Source organism: Mesorhizobium sp. WSM4312, assembly GCF_002294875.1.
Taxonomy (GTDB): Bacteria; Pseudomonadota; Alphaproteobacteria; order Rhizobiales; family Rhizobiaceae; genus Mesorhizobium.
The window spans coordinates 151,458-176,539 of sequence record NZ_NSFU01000015.1; the positions used below are offsets into that span (position 1 = coordinate 151,458).

The window sequence follows — 25,082 nt, forward strand, 5'->3', positions numbered from 1 at the left end:
ACCGGATCGCATGCTCGTGCTGGCGAAACGATTGCAGGCGGCACTGGATGACAGGAAAATGGGAGTGCCTTCTTTGCATCCTCAACACCGTTCGAATAAAGGATAACGACGTGCGCGATCTGCGGGGGGTGCATATTCTGATTGTCGAAGACGAATGGACGCTGGCGGGGGATCTTGCGAGGTTTTTCGGCAACATGGGTGCTATCATCCTCGGGCCCGCGGCTACAGTCGAGCAGGCGTCTGAACATACCGATCAAGCCGAAGCTGCAATCCTGGACGTCAATCTTAATGGCCGACGCGTGTTTCCGATCGCCGACAAGTTGATGCGCCGCGGTATCCCCTTCGTATTCTTCAGCGGTGACAACGAGATCGCGATTCCCGAGCATCTCCGCTACGCCAGCAATTTGCGGAAATCCTCGGGCAGCAAGGCTGTGTTCAATGCGCTTTTTCCGCGGCAGGCATCCGAACAAGCGGACATCTCCGTGCCCTCCCCGCCAGACGACGTTTTCACCCTCTTGCCCAAACTGCGCCTCGCGGCGCGTCTTCTGCTGGGGGACGTCCACGCATCGGACCGGCTGGTCGAGAGGACACTCGAGCAAGCGATCCGGGACGTCGACCACCGGCAGCTTGGCCAGTCCACCGAAAACTGGCTCAACGATGTCATGCGAGAGGTGGCCAAAGCCCGCGGCGCAAAGCTGATGCATTGAATTCTCCTGGGCCGAGGCCAAGTCGCCTCCCGCCAGGACTTCTCAACTCTTGCGATCGCGCTCGACGAATTTGTTGAAACGGCTGGACTTTCCGTCGCTGGTCTTGGCCTGATAGAGGAAGGCCAAATCGTTCTCGTCGAATATGCGGAAGAACTCGTCCCAATCAATGAGTCGAATCCTTCCTCGGGTTCGCCAAAGTCGATCCGCAAGATGCCGCCCTCGCCCTTGGTGCGGACCACTGCCGGCCGGCCCTGCCGCTCCTCGGCCCATTTGCGAATTTCGTCGTGATTGGTGGTCGTGTGGGACTGCGACATTGAAATCTCCCTTGATCATAGGCTTCGCCTTACGGCCTCACGGCGGCTGTCGAGCGCCCTAACAGCATACCGGCGGGAATGTTCCCGCATCGTGGGCCGATGGCGTTGCGCTTGCTTTCAGACGAAGCCCGCGAAGGGAACTTTGTTGAAGCACAGGGAACAAACCTTTTGCCGAAAAGTTCGGGGCGCCGAAGTCACTTGTCCGGGGAGAGGAGTCGTCGTGAAACGCATATTGGTTACAGGAGGCTGCGGCTTCATCGGCCGCCACGTCACACAAGAACTCATCGCTCAGAATTATTCAGTTCGCATTCTCGACGTCCTGCTGGAGCAGGTGCATGCGGGCGAAGCGGTCGCGCTTCCCACCGGTGCCGCTCTGATCAAGGGCGATATTCGCGATCGCGAGGCCGTTGCCGAGGCGCTGGAAGGAGTCGACGCTGTCATTCATCTGGCGTCGGAAGTCGGTGTCGGACAATCAATGTACGAGATCGCGCGCTACGTCGGCACCAACGATCTGGGCACGGCGACACTGCTTGAAGCGCTGATCAAGCATCCGGTCGAACGGATCGTCGTCGCCTCCTCGATGAGCGTCTATGGCGAGGGCCTCTATGCCACGCCCGACGGCCGGCGCATCGACAATGCAAGGCGCAAATTAAGCGACATCAAAAGCGGACAGTGGAATCCGCTGTCGCCGGAAGGCGAACCCCTTTCGCCGCTGCCGACGGATGAAGAAAAGCCGGTCGACCTCGCCTCGATTTACGCGCTGACAAAATACGCCCAGGAACGCGCCGTGCTGATTTTCGGCGAAGCCTACGGCATCGATGCGGTCGCGTTGCGCCTGTTCAATGTCTTCGGTGCCGGCCAGGCACTATCAAATCCCTATACCGGTGTGCTGGCCAATTTCGCTTCACGTCTCGCCAATGGCCAACGGCCGATGATCTTCGAGGATGGGGAGCAGAAGCGCGACTTCGTTCATGTGCATGACGTCGCACGTGCCTTTCGTCTTGCGCTGCAGCAACGTCAGGCAAAGGGCCACGTCATCAACATCGGCAGCGGCCGCGCCTATGCGATCAGCGAAGTCGCGCGATTGCTGGCGGAAGCCATGGGAATACCGAACCGTTCGCCAGAACTGCTCGGCAAGGCGCGCTCCGGGGACATTCGCAACTGCTTCGCCGATATCTCCAAGGCGCGTGAACTGCTCGGTTTCGAACCCGGCCTGCAATTGGAGAATTCTCTCGTGGATTTCGTTTCCTGGGTGCGCAATACGGCCGCCGTCGACCGCGGCACCGAAATGAAGCGCGAACTCGAAGAGCGCGGGTTGGTGTCATGAGCCCGGGCGCACGCAACCGACGCGAAGCGCCGGTCGCCATCCTCGGCGGCAGCGGCTTCATAGGATCAAATCTAGCCGATAGCCTGTTGTCGGATGGCGAGCCGGTGCTGGTGGTCGACAATCTCAGCCGTCCCGGCGTCGAACAGAACCTGGAATGGCTTGTCCAGAAACATGGTAGCCGCCTTACCGTCGAGACCATTGATGTGCGGGACGCCAATGCCCTGGCCCCGGTTCTGATGAGATCCAAGGCGATTTTCCATCTGGCCGCACAGACGGCAGTCACCACGAGCCTGGTCCGGCCGGACGAGGATTTCGACATCAACCTTCGCGGAACGTTCAACGTGCTGGAAGCGGCGCGGCTGAGCGGCGAGGGCATTCCGGTGATTTTCGCCAGCACCAACAAGGTTTACGGCAGCCTCCCCGACGTCGCGGTTCAACCGCACGACGACTGCTACATACCTTGCGATAGCGCGATCCAGGCCAGCGGCATCGATGAAGCCCACAGCCTGAATTTCTGCACGCCCTATGGCTGCTCCAAGGGCGCGGCGGACCAATATGTGCTCGACTACGCCAAATCCTATGGCATGCCCACGGCGGTACTGCGGATGAGCTGCATCTACGGACCGCGCCAGTTTGGAACGGAGGACCAGGGTTGGGTAGCGCACTTCCTGCTCAGCGCCCTGACAGGACGGGACATCACCGTCTACGGCGACGGCAGGCAGGTGCGTGACATCCTGCACGTTTCCGATGCGGTCGCCGCCTACAGGGCTGTGCTGGACCATATCGACATTACCGAGGGCCAGGCATTCAACCTTGGCGGCGGACCAGAAAATGCGCTCAGCCTGCGTATGCTGTTGAGCGAGATCGGCAGCCTGACCGGCCGCGAACTCTCGGTCCGCCATGATGGGGAACGGACCGGCGACCAGCCCTTCTTCGTCGCCGATACCCGCAAGATCCAGACCGCGCTTGGCTGGAAGGCGCAGGTTGCGTGGCGCGAGGGCATTCGCGATCTCGCCGACTGGCTGCAGCGCCACCGGCTTGAGCCCCGCCCCGAAGCCGTGAGGTACGTGGCATGAGAATAGCCCTGGTCAACCCGTCCTGGACATATGACGACAGCATCTATTTCGGCTGCCGCCAACCGCATCTGCCGCTGGAACTCGGCTATTCGAAAGCCCTGCTCGAAGCGGCCGGCCATGAGGTGCTGCTGCTGGACGGGCAATTGCAGAAACTCGACAACTCAGGGCTGTGCGGACGCGTGGCTGATTTCGCGCCGGCAATGACGGTTGTCAGCACCGCCCCGACCTATCTGTTCTGGCGCTGCGCACCGCCGGAGTTGCGCGTGCCGGCCGATTTCCTCAATCGTCTGGCCGGGCGTGGCGGCCGCACGGTCGCGGTCGGCCCACATGGCTCGGCGACGCCGGCGCCGACCTTGCGCAAGCTGGGCGCCGACATCGTCGTGCGCGGCGAATGCGAGGAAATTGTCGCCGAACTTGCACGACGCGACGATTGGAGCGCGGTGCCCTCGACCGCCTATCTGCTGGACGCCAAGCTGGTTTCGAACGGCGGGGTCCATTCCAGTTCGTTTGTCGATCACCCGCCGCTGGAATGGCCATCCGACTGGATCGCCGCCCATTCGCATCATCATCACCGGTTCGATGACCAACAGTTTGGATTCGGCGCCGAGGTCGAAGCGTCGCGCGGCTGCCCCTACAATTGCAGCTTCTGCGCCAAGATCGATTTCCGCGATGCCTATCGCCGCCGCAACCACAAAGCGGTGGTGACTGAAATCGATCGGCTGATCGCCCAAGGTGCCGGCTACATCTACTTCATCGACGAAATCTTTTTGCCGCAAAAGGCGTTGCTGGAGGCGTTGGTAAGCCGCGATGTGAAATTCGGCGTCCAGACCCGCATCGATCTGTGGAAACCTGAGATGCTGGAATTGCTCGGCGCGGCAGGCTGCGTCTCCATCGAAGCCGGCCTCGAAAGCTTGACGGTGGAAGGGCGGGCCATGCTCGCGAAGCGCTGTAGGCTGGACACCGAGGAACTCGCCGCGCTGCTGGTCAAGGCCAGACGCCACGTTCCTTTCGTTCAGGCCAATCTGATCGGCGTCGTCGAGGACGATCCTGCCCTTGTCGATCACTGGCGAGCCCACCTGATCGACAATGGCGTGTGGGCCAATGAACCGGTACCGCTTTATCCATATCCGAGTTCGCCCAGCTATCGCGAGCTTTGGGGCGAACCCGACGACCTTGCCTGGGAGCGCGCCCATGATCATTACCTCGCATCGTTCCAGAAGTTCAGCGACATCCAGGAAAAGCGCCCGCGCCCGCTGGCGGAACTGGAGGCGGCATGTTGCGGACACTGACGCCACGCAAACGCCGCGTCCTGATGACCGTCGATGCCATGGGCGGAGTATGGCGCTATGCGCTTGATCTCGGCCGGGAATTGGTCAATGGCGGCGACGGGGTTGTGTTCGCCGGTCTGGGGCCGCAACCATCTGGGCAACAGGCCAATGAGGCAAGGACTTTCGCGACGCTCATCTGGCTGAATACGCCTCTGGATTGGATGACCCGAAGCACCGGCGACCTCGACGGTCTGCCGCTGGAATTGCGTGCGCCGATACGCGACTACGCGATCGACCTTGTCCATCTCAACGGACCGACGCAGGCCGTGGGGTTGGATGCGCCTTGCCCAGTCATAGCGGTCTCGCATTCATGCGTGACGACTTGGTTCCATTGCGTCAAGGGACAGGCATTGGATAACGCATGGAGCTGGCAGAAGGAGCGCAACAGGCGTGGCTTCGACAGGGCCGACGCAGTCATCGCCCCGAGCCGCAGCCATGCCGAGATGCTCGAGACCTGCTATGGCCCGATCGCACGCCTTCACGTCGTGGGAAATGCCGCACGCCCAGTCCCGCCAGCGGAAACCCGCCAGCCGCTCGTTTTCGCCGCCGCCCGCTGGTGGGACGAGGGAAAGAATGTGGCGGTGGTCGACCAGGCCGCCTCGTTGACGCAATGGCCTCTCTTTACAGCCGGTTCGCTTCACGGCCCGAACGGCGAGCGCGCCACCGTCGACCACGCCGTTCCTCTCGGGGCGCTGCCCTATGACGAGGTGCGCTCCTTGATGGCCCGGGCCGGCATTTTTGTATCGCCATCGCTGTACGAACCGTTCGGTCTGGCGGCGCTGGAGGCGGCTATGTCGGCAACCCCCCTGGTGCTCTCAGACATCCCGACCTATCGCGAACTATGGGACGGTGCCGCGATGTTCTTCGACGCGCGTGACCCGCATGATCTCGCTGCCTGCATCAATCGCCTTTCCAGTGATGCCGGGCACAGGTTAGAGCTCGGCCACGCCGCCTTCCGCCGAAGCCGCGGGTTCACTCTGGCGAGACAGGCAGCGGCCATGCGTGACGTCTACGAAAAGGCGGCGCTGGCCGTTGCGGAGCGCTGATCATGCGCTTTTTATTCTACACCCACTCGCTCGTCTCCGACTGGAACCATGGCAACGCCCATTTCCTTCGAGGCGTCATGCGCGAACTGGTGGCGCGCCGGCATCAGGCCATCGCTCTGGAGCCGGCTGACGGCTGGAGCCGATCGAACTTGCTGGCCGAGAAGGGATCCTTCGCGATCGAACGTTTTCGCAAGGATTTCCCCGAACTGATGCCGGTGACCTATGATGCCGGGTTCGACCATGAAGCATGGATCGCGGAGGCCGACGTGGTGATCGTCCACGAATGGACCGACCCGGAGCTTGTCGCTCGCATCGGCCGTGCCCGGGCCGATGGCGGCAAATTCACCTTGCTGTTTCACGACACACATCACCGCGCCGTGTCCGCCACCGAGGCCATGTCGGCGCTGCGCCTGGAACATTATGATGGCGTTCTCGCGTTTGGCGAAGCGCTACGCGAGAGCTATCTGCGCGCCGGCTGGGGCAAGCGTGTCTTCACCTGGCATGAAGCGGCGGACGATCGGCTGTTCAAACCGCACCCGGAAATGCACGCGACGTCCGACCTGGTCTGGATCGGAAACTGGGGCGACGACGAGCGGACGGCTGAACTCAAGGAGTTCCTGATCGGACCGGTGCGCGATCTGGGTCTTCAGGCCACTGTTCACGGTGTCCGCTATCCCGAACGGGCACTTGCCGATCTGGCTGCCGCCGGTCTGCGCTACGAAGGGTGGATCGCCAATGCCGACGTGCCGAAGGCGTTCGCCGCGCATCGTGTGACGGTGCACGTCCCGCGGCGTCCTTATCGTGAAGGCTTGCCCGGAATTCCGACAATCCGCATGTTCGAGGCACTTGCCTGCGGCATCCCGCTGATTTCAGCGCCATGGTCCGATGTCGAGCAGCTTTTCAGACCCGGCGTCGACTTCCTGTTTGCCGAGGATGGATCGCAAATGCGGCAACACCTCCAGGCGGTGTTGGCCGATCCCGATTTTGCGGCTTCCCTAATGACCTCGGGCCTTGAGACCATCCGCTCGCGGCATACCTGCCATCACCGCGTCGACGAGTTGTTCGACGTGCTTTGGCAATGCACGACCCTGCACACCGCCGAGCTGACCGCCGCAAAGGAAGCCGTTGCATGAAGATCGCATTCTATGGATCGAGCCTTTTGTCCTCCTATTGGAACGGCGCCGCAACCTATTACCGAGGATTGCTGAAGGCGCTTTCGCAACTGGGCTACGAAATCACTTTCTACGAGCCTGACGTCTATGACCGGCAGAAGAACCGCGACATCGAGGCGCCGAACTGGTGCTCTGTCGTCGTCTACGAGGCAACCCATCAAGCCCTGATGCAGGTTGCGGCGCGTGCCGCCGAGGCCGATATCGTTGTCAAGGCGAGTGGCGTCGGCTTCGAGGATGAGGCGCTGCTGCGCGCCGTGCTCGGCTACGCCCGCAGCGATGCGCTCATCGTGTTCTGGGACGTCGACGCGCCGGCGACGCTCGCCCAGCTGCGCGACGAGCCGGACCATCCGCTGCATCGTGCGCTGCAAGAAATCGATCTTGTGCTGACCTATGGCGGCGGCGATCCCGTGGTCTGGGCCTATCGCGCCCTGGGCGCGAACGAGTGCGTGCCAATCTACAATGCACTCGATCCCGAAACGCACCACCCGGTCGCCAGCAATGCGCGTTTTGCCTGCGACCTGGCGTTCCTCGGAAACAGGCTGCCGGATCGTGAAGCGCGCGTGGGATCGTTCTTCCTCGATCCTGCGAGCCGGCTGCCGGAACAACGTTTTCTGCTCGGCGGATCTGGGTGGGGCGACAAGCCGCTCCCCGCCAATGTCGACTGGCTCGGCCATGTCGGCACCTGTGATCACAACGCCTTCAATGTCACGCCAAAGGCGGTGCTGAACATCAGCCGCGACAGCATGGCCGCGAACGGCTTTTCACCCGCCACGCGTGTCTTCGAGGCGGCCGGCGCCGGCGCCTGCCTGATCACCGATGCCTGGCTCGGCGTCGAGCTGTTCCTGAAACCCGACGAGGAGATCCTTGTGGCGCGCGACGGCGGCGATGTCGCCGAAATCATGCAGGCGCTGACGCCTGTCCGGGCAAAGGCGATCGGCCAGGCCGCACTTCGACGCGTTCTCGCCGATCATACCTACGCGTTGCGGGCGGCCGTGGCTGATGCGGTCTTCAAACGGCATTTGACGCACGGGACCGTGGAGGCGGCCGAATGACCAAGCAGCTGGACATTGTCTTTCTCGGCCTGTCGCTTTCCTCGTCTTGGGGAAACGGTCATGCCACCACCTTTCGAGGTCTGCTGAAAGGCCTCCACCAACTCGGCCATCGCGTGACTTTTCTGGAGCGCGATGTGCCGTGGTACGCCAATCACCGCGATTTGCGCGATCCGGATTTCTGCGCCTTGCGCTACTATGAAACTGTGCAGGCACTGCAACGCGACTACGGCCGGTGTCTGCAACAGGCCGATGTCGTGGTGATCGGCTCTTTCGTGCCGGAAGGCCGCGCGGTGATCGACACCGTCGCTTCACTTTGCAAAGGACAACTCTGCTTTTACGACATCGACACACCCGTGACCCTGGCGAAGCTGTCGGCGGACGATTGCGACTATCTGAGCTGGCGCCAGATCCCCTACTTCGACATCTATTTCTCTTTTGCCGGTGGCCCGATGCTGACCGATCTGACACAGACCTTCGGCGCACGCCGAGCCGAGCCGCTCTACTGTTCGGTCGATCCGGAACGACATCACCACACCGCCGATCCAATCGGCTGGGACCTCGGCTATCTCGGCACCTACAGCGCCGACCGGCAAGCCACGCTCAATGCACTTCTGCTCGAGCCGGCACGGCGCATGCCGGATCGGCGTTTTGTCGTGGCTGGCTCGCAATATCCGTCCGACATCGACTGGCCCGACAATGTCGAGCGCATTGAACACTTGCCGCCGGCCGATCATGCCGCATTCTACAGCCGTCAGCGCTACACGCTGAACGTCACACGCAGTTCCATGATTGCGGCGGGATGGTCGCCCAGCGTGCGCCTTTTCGAAGCCGCTGCTTGCGGCACGCCGATCATCAGCGACCGCTGGCCAGGCCTCGACAGCTTCTTTCCCTCATCGACGATCCACACGGCCAAGAAGGCGGACAAGGTCGTCGCGATCCTATCGCGGGAATCGGCTCGGACACGTCTGGCCATGGCCGAACGGGCACGCGAACTCGTCCTTGCTTCCCATACCGGTGTGGCCCGGGCTTGCGAATTTATCACGGCGCTTACGCAAAAGGGGGCGGTGGTCCTCGATCTCGATATCGGAAGTGCAGCATGACTGGCAGACAGGAGAAAATCGCGATGCGACAATCAAAAAAGGCGCAAAGGGCAAAGACGGTGCTCGTCGCCGGTGGCGCGGGCTTCCTCGGTTCGCATCTTTGCGAAGCATTGTTACGCGATGGCTGGCGTGTGATCTGCGCCGACAATTTTCTTACCGGTCGCATGGAGAACATCAACGCGATCATGGACCAGCCGAGTTTCCGGTTGATCGAGCAGGATATCTGCCGTCCATTGGACCTTGGCGAGCCGGTGGATCGCATCTTCAACCTGGCATGCGCCGCCTCGCCGCCGCGTTACCAGGCCGATCCGATCCACACCACGCGAACCTGCGTCATCGGAACGTTGAACCTGCTCGAACTCGCCGCGCGCAACGACGCGGGATTGCTGCAGGCCTCTACGAGTGAAGTGTATGGCGATCCGGAGCAACATCCGCAGAGGGAAGACTATGTCGGCCATGTGAACTGCACCGGCCCACGCGCCTGCTACGACGAGGGCAAGCGCACGGCCGAGACACTCTGCTTCGATTATCTGCGAGCCGGGAAGGCCGACGTTCGTGTCGCGCGTATCTTCAACACCTACGGGCCGAGGATGGATCCGGCGGACGGCCGCATCGTTTCGAACCTGATCATGCAGGCGCTCGAGAAGCGCCCGCTGACGATTTTCGGCGACGGCATGCAGACGCGATCTTTCTGCTACGTCTCCGATCTAATCGACGGGTTGATGAGTCTCATGGATATCAACCCCAATCCGGGCAAGCCGGTCAATTTGGGCAACCCCGGCGAATTCACCATTGTGCGGCTGGCGGCATTGGTGAAGGCTATGACCGGCACCAAATCGGATATGACGTTCCTGCCGCTGCCGCAGGATGATCCTCGACGCCGGCAGCCCGACATCTCGCGCGCAAAAGCGCTGCTCGGCTGGACGCCAAGAGTGTCGCTCAACGAGGGGCTCGCGCGGACGATCAGCTATTTCGCCATGCTTGAAGGCGGCTCGATCGGCGATCAAATGGCAGGACGTTCGGCAAGGACGAGACCCACGTCAGGCGGGCTGCAGAACCTCCCTGCCTGATGCCGGGACCCCAGTCACATCTTCGCATCGATTCGCGTGGAACATCCGCGCAATCTTTTGGTTTGACGAGAGGACCACATAATGGAGGACCTCCTCATGTACCCCAAGCAATCTCGGACCGATATCGACAAGATGGCGGAACGAGAGACGGCTGCGTATCTGCGGCGAGCCTCGATCACCTATCTGGAGTGCTGTGTCAGCCTGATGATGACGCATCTGCAGCGGGAGGAGGTGGCCAGTATTCTTGAGCAGGAAGCAGACATGCTGCGAAGCCTGGATTGACGGCGACTATACCTTCATGGCCTGGCCCAGGAACTGTGTCAGTCCTGCCTCATATCGGTTTGCCGTCTCTTCCAGCCTTGCTCTTTCCCGGCCATTTTCGGATTGAGCGGCCATGCTCCACAACCCGAGCTGAAACGCCAAATAGCAAGGTTTGAAATAATCGATGAGTCCGGCGTCAACGCTGCTACCCATGCCGCCGATCAACGTCGCCGCCTCGGCTTTGGACAGCCCATATTCTACGCAGGCGCCGGCAAGGTCCCATTCTATCGGCTGGCAGCCGATCAGATCGTGTCCTCGGCAATGGTCGACAGCATCCGTCTTGATCAGCGTGCCATCGGAACCGACCAGAAACTCCCAGGGATGCAGCCTGCCGTCGATCTCGACCCGTTCCGATACCTGTGTGGGCGTCTGCTTCGAGAACCAGGTTCGCAGTCTCGCCGCCTGGCTTTCGCCCAAGGCTTCGGAAGCATTGTGAACGGCCATCTCCGCCAGCGCGAGCAATGATGCACCGGGTTCGCTGGTTCGCAGACTGGTCGCGCGCCAGGCCAGATAGCGTGTGACCGCCGCGACAAGTCTCTGCCTGGACAGCGGTAGCTGATCCATCGTGGTGCCATCGGTCCACCGTTCGACCAGAAAACCGTGGCAGAACCCCATGACTTGCGATCCGAATCCGGCGTGATGCAACATCTTGGCGGCTTCCATCTTGCGCAGCCCAGTTTTGCCGAGGCCGACAAATTTGACGAGCCAGCGATCTTGATCTGCGGAGGCCAGGAACTTTCGCCGTTCAGTGCCGCGTGCGCTCGGTGGCCAGCGCCTTTCGTCGGCGTAGTGAAGGGGGCGCCACGCTCCGCCGGATATTTCGGTCAAGCGCAATTTCGGACTGCCAACCACCTCGGCTACCCAATCGCGCAGCGTTTGCGAGCTTTCGGGAAAGGTGCGTTCGAACGTCATCGCCACTTGCTTGCGGCAGCGTCCCCATGTCTCCCGAACATCCGGCGACGCTTCGGCCCCCGGATCGCCCGAATGGCTGGGGAACAGGTGAATGCGCTCCGTATCTATGCCCTGTTTTCTCAGCCACGCGACGACAGCGTGGATCGAACTTCCCGACAGGCCGGGACCTTCATCGACGACAGCGAAGCGAGCCCTGGGCTCACTCCTCCAGGCAGCAACCAGCCGCGGATCGGCATTGACCCGCCGATCGAAAGGATGGCCGATCGGGCGCACGCTAATGGGCGCCGGCGCACCGATCGCGGCCGCCACCATGGCCGCCAGCCCCAGGCCGATGCTGCGGATGCCGATCACGCATGTGTTCGCATCGAGACCCGACTCCCGCCCCGCGCCGAGATAACTCTCTGGATAAAGCGCATAATGTGCGTAGCCTTCGGCCGAGCCGGTCAAAATTTCTGCCTTGCAATCGAGCCCGGCCAGCAATTGGAGAAGTCGCGAATCGATGCCGGCGCCCACGACGAACCCACTTCGCCACGATCTCGCCACCTCTGCCGCAAGTCCGACCAGCAACTCGGCGCCTAGCCGTTGTGAAGGCGAATTGGTGTCGACGCCCAGGACCTTGAAGTCGGCATCGGCGAGCCCCTGAACCAGCTCCGACGCACTGATGAATAACCCGACCAATGCAGCATGGCGCCGGATGCCGCAAGGCATCCGATCGAGGCTTTGGGCCAGTTCGATCGCTGTCTTTTGAAGTTGTGCTGCGTTCTGGGTCCGCTTGCTGTCGCCGTAGACGATCATCGACCGATTTCCGATTTTTGTCGTGCGGGCAACGCGGCGGGTGCAGCTTCGATCCATGCCGCCTCGCGCAATTTTTCGATAGACCAAGGAACATTCTGGCGCTGTGGCGGTTCGGCGCAAGGAACTTACCTTTGAACAGCATAAGGCGGCAGTTTCGTGGGATCGAAAAAGGTTCGTGTTGGTATCGTCGGGCTTGGCAATTGCGCATCCTCCCTGGTGCAGGGACTCTCCTACTATCGTGATGCAAAAAGCAACGAACCGATCCCGGGGCTGATGCATGCCGATCTCGGTGGCTATCACGTCGACGACATCGAGATTGTCTGCGCATTCGATGTCGCCAAAAACAAGGTTGGCCGCGACGTCGCCGATGCGATCTACGCCACCCCGAACAACACGTTCCGCTTTGCCGACGCGCCGACTACCGGTGTTCGCGTCGAACGCGGACCGACGCTTGACGGGATCGGCAAATACCTGCGCGACGCAATCGAGGAAGCGCCTGAACCGGTTGCCAATGTCAGCGATATCCTGCGCGACAGCGGAGCCGACGTAGTGGTCTCCTACCTTCCGGTGGGTTCGGAGGAGGCGACGCGCTTCTATGCTGAATGTGCTCTGGAGGCCGGCTGCGCCCTTGTCAATTGCATACCGGTTTTCATCGCCTCACGTCCGGAATGGCGCCGGCGTTTCGAACAACGCGGGCTGCCGCTGGTCGGCGACGACATCAAGAGCCAGGTCGGCGCGACCATTGTGCACCGGCTGCTGGCCAATCTCTTTCGCGAGCGCGGCGTGCGCGTCGATCGAACCTATCAGCTGAATTTCGGCGGCAACACCGATTTTCTCAACATGCTGGAACGCGAGCGGCTGGAATCGAAGAAGATCTCTAAGACGCAATCGGTAACCAGCCAGCTCGATGTTGCCCTGGAGCCGGGCAACATTCACGTCGGACCAAGCGATCATGTGCCTTGGCTTACTGACCGAAAATGGGCCTACATCCGCGTTGAAGGCACGACCTTCGGCGGCGTGCCGCTGAATGCCGAGCTGAAGCTGGAGGTGTGGGATTCGCCCAATTCCGCCGGCGTGGTGATCGACGCAGTGCGCTGCGCCAAGCTGGCCCTCGACCGCGGCATCGCCGGCGCGCTGACAGGCCCTTGTAGCTATTTCATGAAGTCGCCTCCCGAACAGTTCACCGACGCCGAAGCACGCCAGCGCACGCTCGCTTTCATCGCCGGCAAGGACGATCCTCTGCTGGATGCCGCGGAATGACGACGACGTTCTTTTTAATCCGCCATGCGGCGCACGACAATGTCGGCTCATATCTTGCCGGGCGCATGGCCGGTGTATACCTCGGCGAGTCCGGCAAGGCTCAAGCAGAGCACCTTGGCGGGCGCATGGCCCGAGAGACGATCGCGGCCATCCTATGCAGCCCGCGCGAACGCACCCAGGAGACGGCGCTGCCAATCGCACTCGCTTGCGGTGTCGGCGAAATCGCGATCTGCGCCGAACTCGACGAGATCGATTTCGGCGACTGGTCGGGCAAGACCTTCGATCAATTGAGCAGCGACGCCGGTTGGCGCGCGTGGAACGACCAGCGGCAGGAGGCCAGGACGCCCAGCGGCGAGACCATGCTGGATGTCCAGCACCGCATCGTCTCTCTAATGAACGGCGTCCGCCAGCTGCATCAGAACGAATGCGTCGCCCTGGTTAGCCACGCCGACGTGATCAAGGCGGCCGTTTGCAAGGTGCTTAACTTGCCGGTCGGCGACTGCTTTCGCTTCGACATCGATCCCGCCTCGATCACGACGATTGTGTCGGGCGACTGGGGCTCAAAGCTCGTGCGATTAAATGAAGCTGCCTGACGAGGAAGTTCCCGATGCGGATGGTCATTTTCGGTCTCACCGTTACATCTTCATGGGGGAACGGCCATGCGACGCTCTGGCGCGGACTGATCCGCGCGCTCGCCCGTCTGGGCTGGTCTATCACCTTTTTCGAATGCGACACTCCCTATTATGCCGGGACCCGCGATCTGGATCAGCTCGATGGAGGCAACGTCGTTATCTATCCGGACTGGGAGGATATCCGCCGCGTCGCGGAGCGTGCGATGAAGCAAGCGGACGTCGTCGTCGTCACGTCCTACTGTCCCGACGCCGTTGAGGCTTCGCGCCTGGCCCAGCATACAAGTCGTGGACTGCGTGTCTTTTACGATCTCGATACTCCGGTGACGCTTGCCCGCCTCGAGCACGGCGAGCGTCCGCCCTATTTCGGACCAGAGGGACTTGCTGACTATGACCTTGTACTGAGCTACACCGGCGGCCCGGCGACCGAGGCGCTGAAGACTGTGCTCGGCGCGCGCCGCGTGATGCCGCTCTACGGCCATGTTGATCCGGACCGGCACCGGCCGGCAGAGAAGCGGGCGGAATTCGTCGGTGGTCTGTCCTATCTCGGGACCTACGCGACGGATCGCCAGGCCGGCGTCGATAAGCTGCTGGTCCGCCCGGCCATGCGCCTGCCTGATCAACGCTTCATCATTGCCGGCGCGCAATATCCGCAGGAATTCCCGTGGAGCGACAACATCTTCTTTGTCAGGCATTTGCCGCCAGCCGATCATCCGGCCTTCTTCTCGTCGTCGCGGCTGACGCTGAACGTCACCCGGGAAGCTATGGCGCAAAAGGGCTGGTGCCCGTCGGGGCGCCTCTTCGAAGCGGCCGCGTGTGGGGCTGCCATCGTCACCGACGTATGGCCAGGCCTTTCGGACTTCTTCGAACCCGGCCGCGAAGTCCTGCTAGCCCATGAGACGGATGACGTAGTCGCCGCGCTGGAATTGCCGGAGCACGAACTTGACGGCATCCGAAGACGCGCCCGCGAGCGGGTCTTGAGCGAGCACACTTCCGCTAAGCGTGCAGCGGAACTGGACAAAATCCTGGCCGACGCCTTGCAAAATCCCGTCAGCAAACCGATGGAGGAAGCAGTCTGATGTTGGGCATTGTGCCCGCCGCCGGGCGCGGTAGCCGCATCCAACCGCTCGGCTTCTCGAAGGAGCTGCTGCCGGTTGGCAGCCGGATCGACGGTCAGACCGAACGTCCTTGCGCCGTAAGCGAGTATCTGGTGAGGCGCATGGTCCAGGCCGGCGTCGACAAGATTTGCTTCATCATCGGATCGGGCAAATCCGACATTCTCGAATACTACGCCGCCGGTTATGGCGAGGCAGCGGCTCTCTTTGTGGTGCAGCCCAACCCCGTCGGTCTCTGCGATGCGATTTTCCGAGCAGCGCCCCTCGTCGCGGCCGACGAGGTCGTCCTCGTCGGCCTTCCGGATACGATCTGGTTTCCCGAGGACGGGTTCTGTCATTTGCCTGACGATCAGCTTTCATTTTTGCTATTCCCGGTGGGTCGCCCGGAGTTCTTCGACGCCGTCGTCACCGAAGATGACGAGCGCGTTATCGAAATCCAGGTCAAGCGACAGGACGCGTCCACGAATTGGGTTTGGGGGGCGTTCAAAATGCCTGGCCAGATCCTGCATCGGCTTGCCACACTCTGGCGCGAGCGCGACGGTCGTGACGAATATATTGGCACGTTGATCAACGCCTATCTCGCGACCGGGGGGGTGGCCTACGGGATCAAGGCAGGGTCCGCTTATGTCGATGTCGGCACTTTCAACGGCTATCGCACAGCCCTGCGGTTGCTTGAAGACGGCGTTCCGTCCGCTCGTCACCAGCCCACTACGATCATGTCCGGGGCGCATTCGCATGTACCTGTCGTTCCGGGGGAAGGAGCGTGACCATGTTGCATTCCCATGCCGAAATCCGCCGCCGCATCGACGCGCTCGGCCCTTGGTTCCACAACATGGAACTGGCCGGCGTCGAAACCGCGCCTAACCACTTTCTCGGCAACTACCCGCTGATCAAATGGCGCAAATTCGCCGATGCCATACCCGCGGATCTGGCCGGCAAAACTGTGCTGGATATTGGCTGCAATGCGGGTTTCTATTCGATCGAGATGAAACGGCGAGGCGCTACACGCGTCCTCGGCATAGATTTCGACGAGGCGTATCTGGCACAGGCCCGCTTTGCCGCCGAGATCGCGGACTGCGAGATCGAATTCCGGAAACTTTCGGTCTACGACGTCGGCGCCCTGCGCGAGACATTCGATGTCGTGCTGTTCATGGGGGTGCTTTACCATCTGCGCCACCCCCTGCTCGCGCTCGACCTGATCCGTGAGCACGTCGCCGGTGACTTGATGATCTTCCAGTCCATGCAACGCGGCAGCAAGGATCTGCCCGAGTTGGAAGAGAACTATCATTTCTGGACGCATGATTTGTTTGAGCGGTCGGAATTTCCCAAGCTGCATTTCATCGAACACCGCTATGCCGACGATCCGACCAATTGGTGGATACCGAACCGGGCCTGTACCGAGGCGATGCTGCGCAGTGCCGGTTTCGAGATCGTGCTGCATCCCGAGCAGGAGGTCTATTTCTGCCGCGCTGCCGGCGATCCGGCCGGCGGTGGCGCGATATATCCGTCGAAAGGAAAGCTCCATGATTGAAGCCGCGATGATCTGGAACGAGCCCAACAACAAATCGCATTGGGACCCTGAGCTCGACCCCGATTGGAGCCGCTTTGCCAGGATGGCAATCCTATCGGCGGACGCGATCGCGTCCGAGAACCCAGCTCTGACAAAAGTGCTTGGCGGCATCTCGCCGATAGATCCCGGCTTTATCACGCGCATGAAGGAATTCGGGGTGTTGGACCATGTCGACGCCGTCGCGGTTCACGGCTTCCCCCTCGACTGGAACCTGTGGCAAATTCAGGAATGGCCGCACAAGATCGGTGAGATCGCGGCCGTCACCGATCTCCCCATCTGGGTCAGCGAGGTCGGCGTGTCGACCTTCGGGGCCGAGGAAATACAGGCCTGGGGCCTCAAGCGAACCGCCGAATTGCTGCTCGGCAACGCACCCCGCATCCAGTGGTACAGCCTCTACGACCTTCCGCGTGAATGGGAAGCCACGACACGGCATCGCGAAGCGGAGGGATCCTCCTATTATCGTCACTTCCACATGGGGCTGCTGCGCCAGGACGGCACGCCGAAGCCGGCGCTTGAGGAATTCCCGCGCTACACACCCGAAATGGGACTGGTGCAGTGGTTTCATTTCGAGGACCCGCGACTGGACAACTCTATTGCCTGGATGAAGAGGCTCGGCGTTACCAACATGCGCACAGGGCTTTCCTGGGCCGACAGCTTCAGGCCGAATGCGTTGGACTGGTTCGATCGACAGATGGAGGCACTCGCCGATTTCGACGTAACGGTCACCTTCTGCTTCACGCCCGAACATCGGGGGATGATGCCTCACCACACCAGCCCTCCCCTGGTGCCCGAGGAATTCGCCGAGTTCTGTGCAACGATGATCCGCCGATACGCGCCCGGACTGACGTCCGCCTCGCGCCCGACGCAGCGGGCCTCGCGTGAGGCCCTCATGCGACCCGGTCCGTCATTAGATGAACCGACCGGAGTAGAAGCTCACGGTTCCGCCACCAATTCACTGGCTCTGGCACCGTGGCTCAGCCGGCCATGACGCTCACCGTCCTCAATGTCGCCTATCCTCTCGCGCCTGTCGGACCGGATGCGGTTGGGGGTGCCGAACAGGTCCTGTCGCTGCTTGACCGAGCGCTGGTTCGCGCGGGCAATCGATCAATCGTCGTCGGCTGCCGGGGCTCCAGCGCGAGCGGCACGCTTGTGGAAATACCGGCTGAAAGCGGCGTGCTCGACGAAACGGCCAAGAGCCGCGCGCAGCAGGCTCATCGCGCTGCGATCGCCGCCGCCCGCGCCAATTGGCCGATTGATGTGGTTCATCTGCATGGTATCGACTTCGACGCTTATCTGCCAGACGACGGCCCGACCTTGGTGACCCTTCACCTGCCGCTGGACTGGTATCCGGCCGAGGCATTGCGCCCGAAGCGCGACGACGTGTGGCTTCATGCAGTCTCGACCGCCCAGCAGAAAACCGCGCCACCTGGCGCCAGGCTAGCGGCGCCAATTCCGAACGGCGTCGACATCGAGGCGCTCGGCCTGCCGCAAGCGAAACGCGACTTCGCCCTGGTTCTCAGCCGTATCTGTCCGGAAAAGGGCATCCACCTAGCGCTGGATGCCGCCAAGCAAGCAGGTGTGCCGCTGGTTGTCGGCGGTAAGGTTTATTCCTATGAACTGCACACGCGCTACTTTCGCGATGAGGTCCAACCCCGCCTCGACGGCCGCCGACGCTTCCTTGGTCCGCTCGGTTTCACCGCCAAGCGGCGCTTTCTCAACGCGGCGCGCTGTCTGGTCATCCCGAGCCTTGCCGCCGAGACCAGTTCGCTTGTCGCCATGGAGGCGCTGGCCTGCGGCACACCGGTGGTCGCCTTTCCGCATGGTGCGCTGCCCGATGTCATCGAGCATGGCAAGACTGGCTTTCTCGTCAACACGATCGAGGAGATGGCGCAAGCCATCATTGCGGCGTCCAGCCTGGACGCCGAGGCATGCCGGGCCGAGGCACGGCGGCGGTTTTCGCTGGAGCGAATGATCTCGTCTTACATGGACGCCTATCATGCGCTGGCGCGACTTGGCACAGATGCCAGGCGCCTCGCCATCGCACCGTGAGCGAAGCTTTGTTGCGCAGCGAGATCATCGATGACCCGGCGCAATTCGAAACGCTTGCGCCACACTGGTGGAAACTGTGGGAGCAGAGTTCTTCGGCGACCCCGTTTCAGTCTCCCGCCTGGCTGGTGCCATGGTGGCGCACATTCGCGCCCGGAGGTCTAGCGATGGTCGCGGTTTGGCGCGGAGGCGATCTGATGGCGCTGGCGCCGCTCTATCTCGAGCACGGGATCGACGGCTCGAAATTGCTTCCGGTCGGCATTTCGCTCAGCGACTACCTGGATATCCTTTGTGTTCCCGGCACCGAGGCTCCGGTCCTCGCTGCTGTTGTCGACAAGATCCTCTCGGTTGAATGGTCTCAATGGATCTTGTCAGATTTGCCGGAGGGGGGTGTCGGTTTTGCGATCACGCATCCTGACCTGAAAGCCGGACGGCCAGTCGCTCATAGCGCTTGCCCCGTGCTCGCCCTTGCCGGCGACGAAACTCTTACGGGCTCTGTGCCCTCCCGACGCAGGCGCCAGTTGCGGCGGGCGCGCCGGGCCGCGTCCAGACGCGGCCGGACCGCGTTGTCCTCCGCACGCGGCGATCCCCAGGCTTGCCTCGATCATCTAATACGCCTGCACGACGCGCGCTGGACCGGGCGCGGAGGTGGCGTGTTGGCCAAAGTCGCCGTAGAAGAATTCCACAGGCGCTCGCTTCCCTTGCTCGACGCTCGCGGCTTGGTCCGATGCTGGCTGTTCGCGATCGACGGCAGGACCGTCGGCGCCTATTACGGCTTCCATGATCGCGGTCGTGCCTATGCCTATCTCGGGGGCTTCGACCCTGCCTATTCCGAGGAGAGTCCAGGCGCGATTTTAATCGGCCACGCGATCGCGGAATCGATCCGCGAAGGTGCCCGCGAGTTCGATTTCCTGCGTGGTCAGGAGGCCTACAAATATGGCTGGGGCGCCGTCGACAGGTGGACCATGCGCAGGATCTGGACGCGGAGTTGATAGGGTGAGGGCAACCGGGTCAAAATCCGCCCACCGCCGCAGATCGATTAAAGCGGTCGTAGAAGACTGCATGGCGGACGCTGTTTGCGCCGAAGCCGTCGTAGCCAGGCTGGCGCTTCATCTGCAGGTGGAAGTCGCGGTGGCGGAATTGGCGGAGATCGTGCGGGAGGTCGTTCCCTCCGATTCGCGAGACGCGGAAAGGCTGCAGGACGTGGCCGGGCTGCTTCGCCGCGAACCCGGCGCGTTTGCCAAGTTGCGGGCGACGGGCGAGGCCGTTCGGCACGTACGCGATCACCATGAGACCGGTGCCGCTGTCGTCACGCGGCTGGCCACGAGCTTCGATGCGGCCGCGGCTATTTCGGAAGCAGCGAGTGTCCAGCTCGCATCGCTCGGCGATGACGGAAGGCTGTTGGCCATGACCGAGGACGTCGCTGCATGGCTCAAGGAGCAGGACTTCACTGGAACCGACCGGGATATTCTGGACATTGGTTGCGGCATCGGCCGTTTCGAGCGCGCGCTTTCCAAATCATTCAATCGGATAGTCGGCATCGATATATCCTCACGGATGATTTCCATCGCCTCCGAACGATGCGCCGCGCTGGGCAATGTCGAGTTGCGGCAAACCTCCGGTCTCGATCTGACCGAATTCGACGATGGTAGTTTCGATTGCGTGCTGGCGGTCGACAGCTTTCCCTATCTGGTTCTGGCCGGCATGGCCGAGCGGCACTTCGATGAGATCGCACGCGTCCTGAAACGGTCGGGCTGGCTGGCCCTTCTGAACTATTCCTATCGCGGATCTCTTTTTTTGGACCGCGCCGACATCGGCCGTCTGGCGGAAACTCACCAATTGCGGGTTGTCATCAACGGCGAGAAGCCATTCCGGTCATGGGATGGAGACGCATTCCTGCTCGCTCGCCGCGGTGGAACATTACCGCGCGCCGCCAGTTCCGACGTCGAACCAAGAGGCTGAAGACCGTCACCGACCCGAAGAGGAAACTATGGCATCCGGCAAGCGCAAGGGAACCGGGCTGACGCGATGACCGTACCAAAGACAAGGTCGGAGAAAACGTGATTCGCCAATCGCGACAAAAAACAGCAAAGCAAAGTGCGCGGACCTGATGGCAATCGCCTCAAGTCCGACCAATATGAGGACCATGCCGCGAACTAATTGCCTGAGGATTGAACGCTGTCACATCGCATTTTGGCCCCCAGCGATATCAGGCCAAGGGAATAAACCTGTGCAAGGGCCACTGGCAATCATGCCGGCGGCAGACATCCCCTTGTAATCTCGGGCATTTGTCGCCACACTGAGTTCAAGGAACCGCTCTTATCAAGAGAATTCGGATGTCTCGTTCGAGGGATGATATGATCGACTCCCAGTTTGGTCTGGCCATGGATCGAGAGATCGCTTCTCTCCTCGATGCCATAGAGCGGGAAAGCATTCCAGACCGGCTGACCAGGCTGGCAATGGAGCTGCAAAACGCGCTGATCGAGAAGCGTCGACGTGACCTGAAGAACTGACTATCTGCGGCTGTCCATACCGAGTTGCCCATCGGATAGATGATTTCGTCTTTCCATCAATGTCTGCAGCGAACTCTCCCCAAGCAACTCGAGAATATTGGCGCGCGCGCGGTTCAGCCGACTTTTGACCGTCCCTACCGCGCAGCCGCATATCTCGGCCGCTTCCTCATAGCTTACTCCCAGAACGCCAATCAGCATCAGAACCTCGCGTTGGTGCTCCGGTAGCTTTTGGATGGCGCAATGCACTTCCCTGCTCTGAACGCTCCATTCCTGGGTGGCTTCCAAAAACGGCCTGGATGACGCGCAGTCGAGCAGGCCTGGCGCTTCCCGGGCGGCAATCTTGATCCGCGTATAATACGTATTGCGCATGATGGTGAAGAGCCACGACTTCATGCGTGTGCCAGGTTCGAACTTGTCGATATTGGCGAGACCCTTGGTCAGCGTCTCCTGTACCAGATCGTCGGCATCGTCGGGCACGCGACAGAAGGTACGTGCGAAAGCCCGCATGGCCGGTATGAGCCCAACTATGGAAACTTCATTGGTTTCCTGATCGGCCGAAATGTAGCCTTCGGATGACAAGGGTCCAGCTCCCCGAAGAAGAGTGTACGAATGCAGCCCCTGCTAAATGCATGGAAGTTTGGTTCGTTCCTCGCATGCGAGACAACTCTGCAGAAATTCGGCGTGGATCGAAACAGCTATCATCCTGTCGGGAGGACGCCTACCTAAGAGGCGAGGTCTCCTCGAATATGGGTGCGCTGCGCACAAAGCCGCCTCCCTGGCGTCGATGTCGACTGGACGATAACGGCCGAGCCTGTATGCGACCACCAATTTTTCCTCGGCGGCGCATAGGCTGAAGCCCCACGCCGCCACCTTAGCGGTGACGCTGAAGCTCCTCCGCCGGCCCTCGGGTCATGTGGCTGCCCGGTTGGCGGTGGAGGTTCCGATGAGAAACCTCTCCTACCGCTCGCATCCAAGTTGAGGCGAGTTATGTCAGGTGAAATGACCATCAACGACGACCCTCGTGGGCGCGGTCGACAGATCGACAATTGGGACTCCCCGCTCGCATTCGCCGGGGTGGGAGGCTTCCTGACCGATTCTGTCGCCCTTGCCGATCTCAACCACAAAAGGCGGATTGCTCAAGATGGGGACCACGAGCATCAAATTTACCTTGCGTAGACGTCGCAGCTAGCGGCCACGCGGGCGGTCACATGGACTGCCTTTAGCGCGATCAGGTGCCGACACTGACCCTCTCGGCTTGGGCGAGCATCTCCACAAATCGCGTCACCTTGGGCGGCCGGAAGCGGGCGGCCGGATACACAGCATGGATGCCGCCGGAGGGTAGGTTCCACGCGGGTAAAACGGGCACCAGCCGGCCGGCCGCGAGGTGGTCGCCAAGGGCAAAGTCTGGAAGGATGGACATTCCGCCGCCGGCCAGGGTCGCCTCCAGCACGGCCGGGGTGGCGTTGATTGTCAGCCCAAGCTTCATCCGCACTGTGCGCCGATCGTGTTCACCTCGCGTGAAACGCCATACGAGCGGCTCTTTCAGCGCGACATTCGCGATGAAGGGCAACTCGGATAGATCCTCGGGTTCGGCGGGCGATAGGCTCCTCGCCAGATCAGGCACCGCCACGAGAATCTGCTGAAAGGAACCGATCCTGCGTGCCTGAAGACTCGAATCCACCAGCCAGCCCGCGCGGATCGACAGATCGATCTGGTTCGCAATCAGATCGATCCTGATGTCCGAAAGCATCAGTTCGACACGACATGCCGGATAGGTGCGACAAAACCGGGCTGCAAGCGGCGCGATGGTGGTTGTGCCATAATCGTTCGGCGCAGTGACCCGCAGAACTCCCATTGGCTGAGCGTTTGTTTGGGCTAGCTCGTTGAAGGCCGCCTCGGCCTCCCGCAGAATCATGGCGCATCGCGCGTGAAGCTGCCGGCCTGCCTCGGTCGGCTCAACCCGCCGCGTCGTGCGAAGCAGAAGGCTTGTCTTGAGTTCCTGTTCAAGTCGCGCCACCTGCTGGCTCACGACAGTCTTGGTAATGCCGAGACGCTCCGCCGCTCGGGTGAAGGAAGCTGCCTCCACCACCGCGGCGAAGTAGGCCAGCCTATTGAGATTGATCGTTTCCATGGTCGTCGCTCCGCAGGATTGTGTGTCTATAGCTTACATTGAATCCAACTCGTCGGGATTTATCGACCAATCAAGACAATGCATCTTTTGCGCATTGAGTTCAGCCGCCGGCTGATCTGCCCAGCATTCGAAGGGTCCCCGCATGACGACGGCGAAAATGTTTCCGGCTATCGGCCACCTCTATGAGGCCCGCTTTGGCGAACTCGCGTTTCATTTAAAGTTCGATAGCGACGGGGAAACCATGCGGTTTGCCCCTGAGCAAATGGACAACTTCGCCAAGGCGGAGGCAGTGACCTATCGGGCAATCCCCATTCGGCAGGGCGTGTTCATGGTGACCTGGATTGAGGCTGACGGGACGACCGTGACCCACGTCGAGGATTTCGAGAATGGGGTCATCCATACCAACATCACCAAGCCCGATCGCAGCTTCCTCAATTTGTCCGGCACTTGGGCCCGGTTGACGTAGTCCTGGCCTCGAGCGCGCAGACCGATTTCTTTGCCCATCACAAAAGGAGTTTCAAAATGCTCACCAGGAGACAGATCATGAAAACTTCCGCTGCCATCGCCGCGGCCGCTTTTGCTCCCGCCGATCTAGGCCGCGCAAGCGGGACCGGACTCGTCTGGAAGCACTTTCCCGCCGGCTCGAACGGCTTCTTCCGCGCTCCAGTCCTGCTGTCGGGATCATCCGAAGCGTTGCTGATCGACGGCGGCTTCAGCTATCCGGACGGGCGTTTCCTGGCAGACGCAATAAAGGCCAACGGCAAGAAGCTGACGGCAATTTATGTCAGCCAATCGGACCCTGACTATTACTTCAGCCTGAAGCCGATCCGTGAGGCTTTTCCAGATGCGAAGGTCATTGCGGCCTCGGAAACGGTGGCGGCAATTAAAGGCTCGGTCGACAAGAAGCTCGCCGTCTGGGGCCCGCAGCTCAAGGAGAATGGCCCGCAGGTACTGGCCGATATCGTCATGCCTGAAGCTTTTGATGGTCCATCGCTGACAGTCGACGGCGAAACGGTTGAGATCGTTGCGGCTGCAGGTCTTGCCAACCGTCGATATCTGTGGGCGCCTTCGATCAACGCGGTTTTCGGCGGCGTACTGATCTTTGCCGGCGTGCATGTGTGGACGGCGGACACCCCGACCAGGGAATTGCGTGCAGCCTGGATCGACAATCTCGACAAGATCGCCGCCAGGAAGCCCGCTGTCGTCGTGCCAGGGCACCTGATGCCGGAGTCTGCTACCGATATCTCGGCCATAGAGCACACAAAGACCTACCTGCAGGCCTTCGAGGAAGAGTTGGCCAAGGCTGCCGACGCCGCCGCGCTGAAGGCCGCCATGGAGGCCCGCTTTCCGAACCTCGGCATGGGCGTCGCTCTCGACATCGGCTCGAAGGTTGCCAAAGGCGAGATGAAGTGGGGCTGAGGTGAGATGCAATCTCGAGCGGCCGGAGAATGTGGGAATTCCGGCCGCTTGCTTTGACCCTCGCCCGCCCGGAAGGCGCCGCTTCTAAAGCGGCTGATTGATGCGTTCTCGCCGTTGCGGCGAATATAGTTAGCATGTTAAGTTCCTGGCCGTTGCATCGGCGCTGCCGTTGCATCGCA

At 61.4% G+C, this 25,082-nt stretch carries 26 protein-coding genes and 1 pseudogene; 22 read left to right on the top strand and 5 right to left on the bottom strand.

Translation table 11 applies throughout. The features are described from left to right. Nucleotides 1-47 precede the first annotated feature (47 nt). Nucleotides 48-707, top strand: a complete 660-nt coding sequence (locus CK228_RS25015; RefSeq protein WP_095789601.1) for a response regulator — start codon at nt 48-50, stop codon at nt 705-707. Nucleotides 708-749: 42 nt separating this feature from the next. Here CK228_RS25015 and CK228_RS35930 read toward each other — a convergent pair. Beyond that, a pseudogene (locus tag CK228_RS35930) lies at nt 750-1,021 on the bottom strand (hypothetical protein). 220 nt (nt 1,022-1,241) lie between these two features. Here CK228_RS35930 and CK228_RS25025 point away from each other — a divergent pair. The 9 genes from CK228_RS25025 (at nt 1,242) to CK228_RS25065 (ending at nt 10,474) form a co-directional block, all read left to right on the top strand. After that, nucleotides 1,242-2,348 (top strand): NAD-dependent epimerase/dehydratase family protein, encoded by a 1,107-nt coding sequence (locus CK228_RS25025; RefSeq protein WP_095789602.1) that lies wholly within the window; start codon nt 1,242-1,244, stop codon nt 2,346-2,348. Continuing rightward, a complete protein-coding gene (locus tag CK228_RS25030) occupies nt 2,345-3,424 on the top strand; it encodes an NAD-dependent epimerase/dehydratase family protein (RefSeq protein ID WP_095789603.1) in 1,080 nt (359 codons plus the stop codon). The genes CK228_RS25025 and CK228_RS25030 overlap by 4 nt, the downstream gene beginning before the upstream one ends. Beyond that, nucleotides 3,421-4,713, top strand: a complete 1,293-nt coding sequence (locus tag CK228_RS25035; protein WP_095789604.1) for a TIGR04295 family B12-binding domain-containing radical SAM protein — start codon at nt 3,421-3,423, stop codon at nt 4,711-4,713. The genes CK228_RS25030 and CK228_RS25035 overlap by 4 nt, the downstream gene beginning before the upstream one ends. Beyond that, nucleotides 4,698-5,798 carry a glycosyltransferase family 4 protein gene (locus CK228_RS25040; RefSeq protein WP_095789605.1) on the top strand — a complete coding sequence of 367 codons (1,101 nt, stop codon included), beginning with the start codon at nt 4,698-4,700 and terminating at the stop codon, nt 5,796-5,798. The genes CK228_RS25035 and CK228_RS25040 overlap by 16 nt, the downstream gene beginning before the upstream one ends. Nucleotides 5,799-5,800: 2 nt before the next feature. Continuing rightward, nucleotides 5,801-6,931 carry a glycosyltransferase gene (locus tag CK228_RS25045; RefSeq protein ID WP_095789606.1) on the top strand — a complete coding sequence of 377 codons (1,131 nt, stop codon included), beginning with the start codon at nt 5,801-5,803 and terminating at the stop codon, nt 6,929-6,931. Then, nucleotides 6,928-8,022, top strand: coding sequence for a glycosyltransferase (locus tag CK228_RS25050; protein ID WP_095789607.1), 1,095 nt, complete (start codon nt 6,928-6,930; stop codon nt 8,020-8,022). The genes CK228_RS25045 and CK228_RS25050 overlap by 4 nt, the downstream gene beginning before the upstream one ends. Next, entirely contained in the window at nt 8,019-9,122 is a 1,104-nt protein-coding gene (locus tag CK228_RS25055; protein ID WP_095789608.1) for a glycosyltransferase, read from the top strand. The genes CK228_RS25050 and CK228_RS25055 overlap by 4 nt, the downstream gene beginning before the upstream one ends. A gap of 23 nt (nt 9,123-9,145) precedes the next feature. After that, nucleotides 9,146-10,192 carry a UDP-glucuronic acid decarboxylase family protein gene (locus CK228_RS25060; protein ID WP_095789661.1) on the top strand — a complete coding sequence of 349 codons (1,047 nt, stop codon included), beginning with the start codon at nt 9,146-9,148 and terminating at the stop codon, nt 10,190-10,192. Between the two features lie 81 nt (nt 10,193-10,273). Then, nucleotides 10,274-10,474: a hypothetical protein gene (locus CK228_RS25065; RefSeq protein ID WP_245437890.1), complete on the top strand. Its 201-nt coding sequence runs from the start codon at nt 10,274-10,276 to the stop codon at nt 10,472-10,474. A 6-nt stretch (nt 10,475-10,480) separates the two neighbouring features. On the opposite strand, the gene CK228_RS25070 is transcribed toward CK228_RS25065, so the two are convergent. Continuing rightward, the gene (locus CK228_RS25070) at nt 10,481-12,307 is read right to left on the bottom strand and encodes a hypothetical protein (RefSeq protein ID WP_245438107.1); all 1,827 of its coding nucleotides are present in this window, start codon (nt 12,305-12,307) and stop codon (nt 10,481-10,483) included. 69 nt (nt 12,308-12,376) lie between these two features. On the opposite strand from CK228_RS25070, the gene CK228_RS25075 reads away from it, so the two are divergent. From CK228_RS25075 to CK228_RS35405, 10 genes are all read left to right on the top strand, one after another. Next, nucleotides 12,377-13,480, top strand: coding sequence for an inositol-3-phosphate synthase (locus tag CK228_RS25075; RefSeq protein WP_095789610.1), 1,104 nt, complete (start codon nt 12,377-12,379; stop codon nt 13,478-13,480). Further along, nucleotides 13,477-14,073, top strand: coding sequence for a histidine phosphatase family protein (locus tag CK228_RS25080; RefSeq protein WP_095789611.1), 597 nt, complete (start codon nt 13,477-13,479; stop codon nt 14,071-14,073). The genes CK228_RS25075 and CK228_RS25080 overlap by 4 nt, the downstream gene beginning before the upstream one ends. Nucleotides 14,074-14,087: 14 nt before the next feature. Then, complete coding sequence (locus tag CK228_RS25085; protein WP_095789612.1) at nt 14,088-15,188, top strand: glycosyltransferase; 1,101 nt, start codon at nt 14,088-14,090, stop codon at nt 15,186-15,188. Further along, nucleotides 15,188-15,991 (top strand): sugar phosphate nucleotidyltransferase, encoded by an 804-nt coding sequence (locus tag CK228_RS25090; protein ID WP_095789613.1) that lies wholly within the window; start codon nt 15,188-15,190, stop codon nt 15,989-15,991. Before CK228_RS25085 ends, CK228_RS25090 begins: the two co-directional genes overlap by 1 nt. 2 nt (nt 15,992-15,993) lie before the next feature. Next, the gene (locus tag CK228_RS25095) at nt 15,994-16,755 is read left to right on the top strand and encodes a TIGR04290 family methyltransferase (protein ID WP_095789663.1); all 762 of its coding nucleotides are present in this window, start codon (nt 15,994-15,996) and stop codon (nt 16,753-16,755) included. After that, a complete protein-coding gene (locus tag CK228_RS25100; RefSeq protein ID WP_245437888.1) occupies nt 16,748-17,782 on the top strand; it encodes a beta-xylosidase in 1,035 nt (344 codons plus the stop codon). The genes CK228_RS25095 and CK228_RS25100 overlap by 8 nt, the downstream gene beginning before the upstream one ends. Then, nucleotides 17,779-18,843, top strand: a complete 1,065-nt coding sequence (locus CK228_RS25105; RefSeq protein WP_095789614.1) for a glycosyltransferase family 4 protein — start codon at nt 17,779-17,781, stop codon at nt 18,841-18,843. The genes CK228_RS25100 and CK228_RS25105 overlap by 4 nt, the downstream gene beginning before the upstream one ends. Nucleotides 18,844-18,854: 11 nt before the next feature. Then, the gene (locus tag CK228_RS25110) at nt 18,855-19,832 is read left to right on the top strand and encodes a GNAT family N-acetyltransferase (RefSeq protein ID WP_245438108.1); all 978 of its coding nucleotides are present in this window, start codon (nt 18,855-18,857) and stop codon (nt 19,830-19,832) included. Nucleotides 19,833-19,836: 4 nt separating this feature from the next. Further along, nucleotides 19,837-20,802, top strand: a complete 966-nt coding sequence (locus CK228_RS25115) for a class I SAM-dependent methyltransferase (protein WP_179296044.1) — start codon at nt 19,837-19,839, stop codon at nt 20,800-20,802. 395 nt (nt 20,803-21,197) lie between these two features. Further along, a complete protein-coding gene (locus CK228_RS35405; RefSeq protein ID WP_179296030.1) occupies nt 21,198-21,353 on the top strand; it encodes a hypothetical protein in 156 nt (51 codons plus the stop codon). On the opposite strand, the gene CK228_RS25130 is transcribed toward CK228_RS35405, so the two are convergent. The 3 genes from CK228_RS25130 to CK228_RS25135 all read right to left on the bottom strand — a co-directional run bounded on the left by CK228_RS25130 (nt 21,354) and on the right by CK228_RS25135 (nt 23,484). After that, nucleotides 21,354-21,860, bottom strand: coding sequence for a sigma-70 family RNA polymerase sigma factor (locus tag CK228_RS25130; protein ID WP_095789664.1), 507 nt, complete (start codon nt 21,858-21,860; stop codon nt 21,354-21,356). 483 nt (nt 21,861-22,343) lie between these two features. Next, complete coding sequence (locus CK228_RS35410; protein ID WP_179296045.1) at nt 22,344-22,511, bottom strand: hypothetical protein; 168 nt, start codon at nt 22,509-22,511, stop codon at nt 22,344-22,346. A gap of 70 nt (nt 22,512-22,581) precedes the next feature. Next, nucleotides 22,582-23,484 (bottom strand): LysR family transcriptional regulator, encoded by a 903-nt coding sequence (locus CK228_RS25135; RefSeq protein WP_095789618.1) that lies wholly within the window; start codon nt 23,482-23,484, stop codon nt 22,582-22,584. Nucleotides 23,485-23,626: 142 nt separating this feature from the next. On the opposite strand from CK228_RS25135, the gene CK228_RS25140 reads away from it, so the two are divergent. Both CK228_RS25140 and CK228_RS25145 read left to right on the top strand, forming a co-directional pair. Further along, complete coding sequence (locus tag CK228_RS25140) at nt 23,627-23,950, top strand: hypothetical protein (RefSeq protein ID WP_095789619.1); 324 nt, start codon at nt 23,627-23,629, stop codon at nt 23,948-23,950. Nucleotides 23,951-24,006: 56 nt separating this feature from the next. Then, on the top strand, nt 24,007-24,903 hold the full coding sequence (locus tag CK228_RS25145) for an MBL fold metallo-hydrolase (RefSeq protein ID WP_179296046.1): 897 nt from the start codon (nt 24,007-24,009) through the stop codon (nt 24,901-24,903). The last annotated feature ends 179 nt before the right edge of the window (nt 24,904-25,082 follow it).

What these genes read in the sequence shown, in the direction of transcription:
- CK228_RS25055 (WP_095789608.1), top strand. Translation starts at nt 8,019, where the DNA reads ATGACCAAGCAGCTGGACATTGTCTTTCTCGGCCTGTCGCTTTCCTCG.
- CK228_RS25090 (WP_095789613.1), top strand. Translation starts at nt 15,188, where the DNA reads ATGTTGGGCATTGTGCCCGCCGCCGGGCGCGGTAGCCGCATCCAACCG.
- CK228_RS35410 (WP_179296045.1), bottom strand. Translation starts at nt 22,511, where the DNA reads ATGCTCGTGGTCCCCATCTTGAGCAATCCGCCTTTTGTGGTTGAGATC.
- CK228_RS25130 (WP_095789664.1), bottom strand. Translation starts at nt 21,860, where the DNA reads ATGCGGGCTTTCGCACGTACCTTCTGTCGCGTGCCCGACGATGCCGAC.
- CK228_RS25085 (WP_095789612.1), top strand. Translation starts at nt 14,088, where the DNA reads ATGCGGATGGTCATTTTCGGTCTCACCGTTACATCTTCATGGGGGAAC.
- CK228_RS25050 (WP_095789607.1), top strand. Translation starts at nt 6,928, where the DNA reads ATGAAGATCGCATTCTATGGATCGAGCCTTTTGTCCTCCTATTGGAAC.
- CK228_RS25035 (WP_095789604.1), top strand. Translation starts at nt 3,421, where the DNA reads ATGAGAATAGCCCTGGTCAACCCGTCCTGGACATATGACGACAGCATC.
- CK228_RS25145 (WP_179296046.1), top strand. Translation starts at nt 24,007, where the DNA reads ATGCTCACCAGGAGACAGATCATGAAAACTTCCGCTGCCATCGCCGCG.
- CK228_RS25060 (WP_095789661.1), top strand. Translation starts at nt 9,146, where the DNA reads ATGCGACAATCAAAAAAGGCGCAAAGGGCAAAGACGGTGCTCGTCGCC.
- CK228_RS25135 (WP_095789618.1), bottom strand. Translation starts at nt 23,484, where the DNA reads ATGGAAACGATCAATCTCAATAGGCTGGCCTACTTCGCCGCGGTGGTG.
- CK228_RS25015 (WP_095789601.1), top strand. Translation starts at nt 48, where the DNA reads ATGACAGGAAAATGGGAGTGCCTTCTTTGCATCCTCAACACCGTTCGA.
- CK228_RS25065 (WP_245437890.1), top strand. Translation starts at nt 10,274, where the DNA reads ATGGAGGACCTCCTCATGTACCCCAAGCAATCTCGGACCGATATCGAC.
- CK228_RS25100 (WP_245437888.1), top strand. Translation starts at nt 16,748, where the DNA reads ATGATTGAAGCCGCGATGATCTGGAACGAGCCCAACAACAAATCGCAT.
- CK228_RS25080 (WP_095789611.1), top strand. Translation starts at nt 13,477, where the DNA reads ATGACGACGACGTTCTTTTTAATCCGCCATGCGGCGCACGACAATGTC.
- CK228_RS35405 (WP_179296030.1), top strand. Translation starts at nt 21,198, where the DNA reads ATGATCGACTCCCAGTTTGGTCTGGCCATGGATCGAGAGATCGCTTCT.
- CK228_RS25140 (WP_095789619.1), top strand. Translation starts at nt 23,627, where the DNA reads ATGACGACGGCGAAAATGTTTCCGGCTATCGGCCACCTCTATGAGGCC.
- CK228_RS25105 (WP_095789614.1), top strand. Translation starts at nt 17,779, where the DNA reads ATGACGCTCACCGTCCTCAATGTCGCCTATCCTCTCGCGCCTGTCGGA.
- CK228_RS25095 (WP_095789663.1), top strand. Translation starts at nt 15,994, where the DNA reads ATGTTGCATTCCCATGCCGAAATCCGCCGCCGCATCGACGCGCTCGGC.
- CK228_RS25030 (WP_095789603.1), top strand. Translation starts at nt 2,345, where the DNA reads ATGAGCCCGGGCGCACGCAACCGACGCGAAGCGCCGGTCGCCATCCTC.
- CK228_RS25045 (WP_095789606.1), top strand. Translation starts at nt 5,801, where the DNA reads ATGCGCTTTTTATTCTACACCCACTCGCTCGTCTCCGACTGGAACCAT.
- CK228_RS25040 (WP_095789605.1), top strand. Translation starts at nt 4,698, where the DNA reads ATGTTGCGGACACTGACGCCACGCAAACGCCGCGTCCTGATGACCGTC.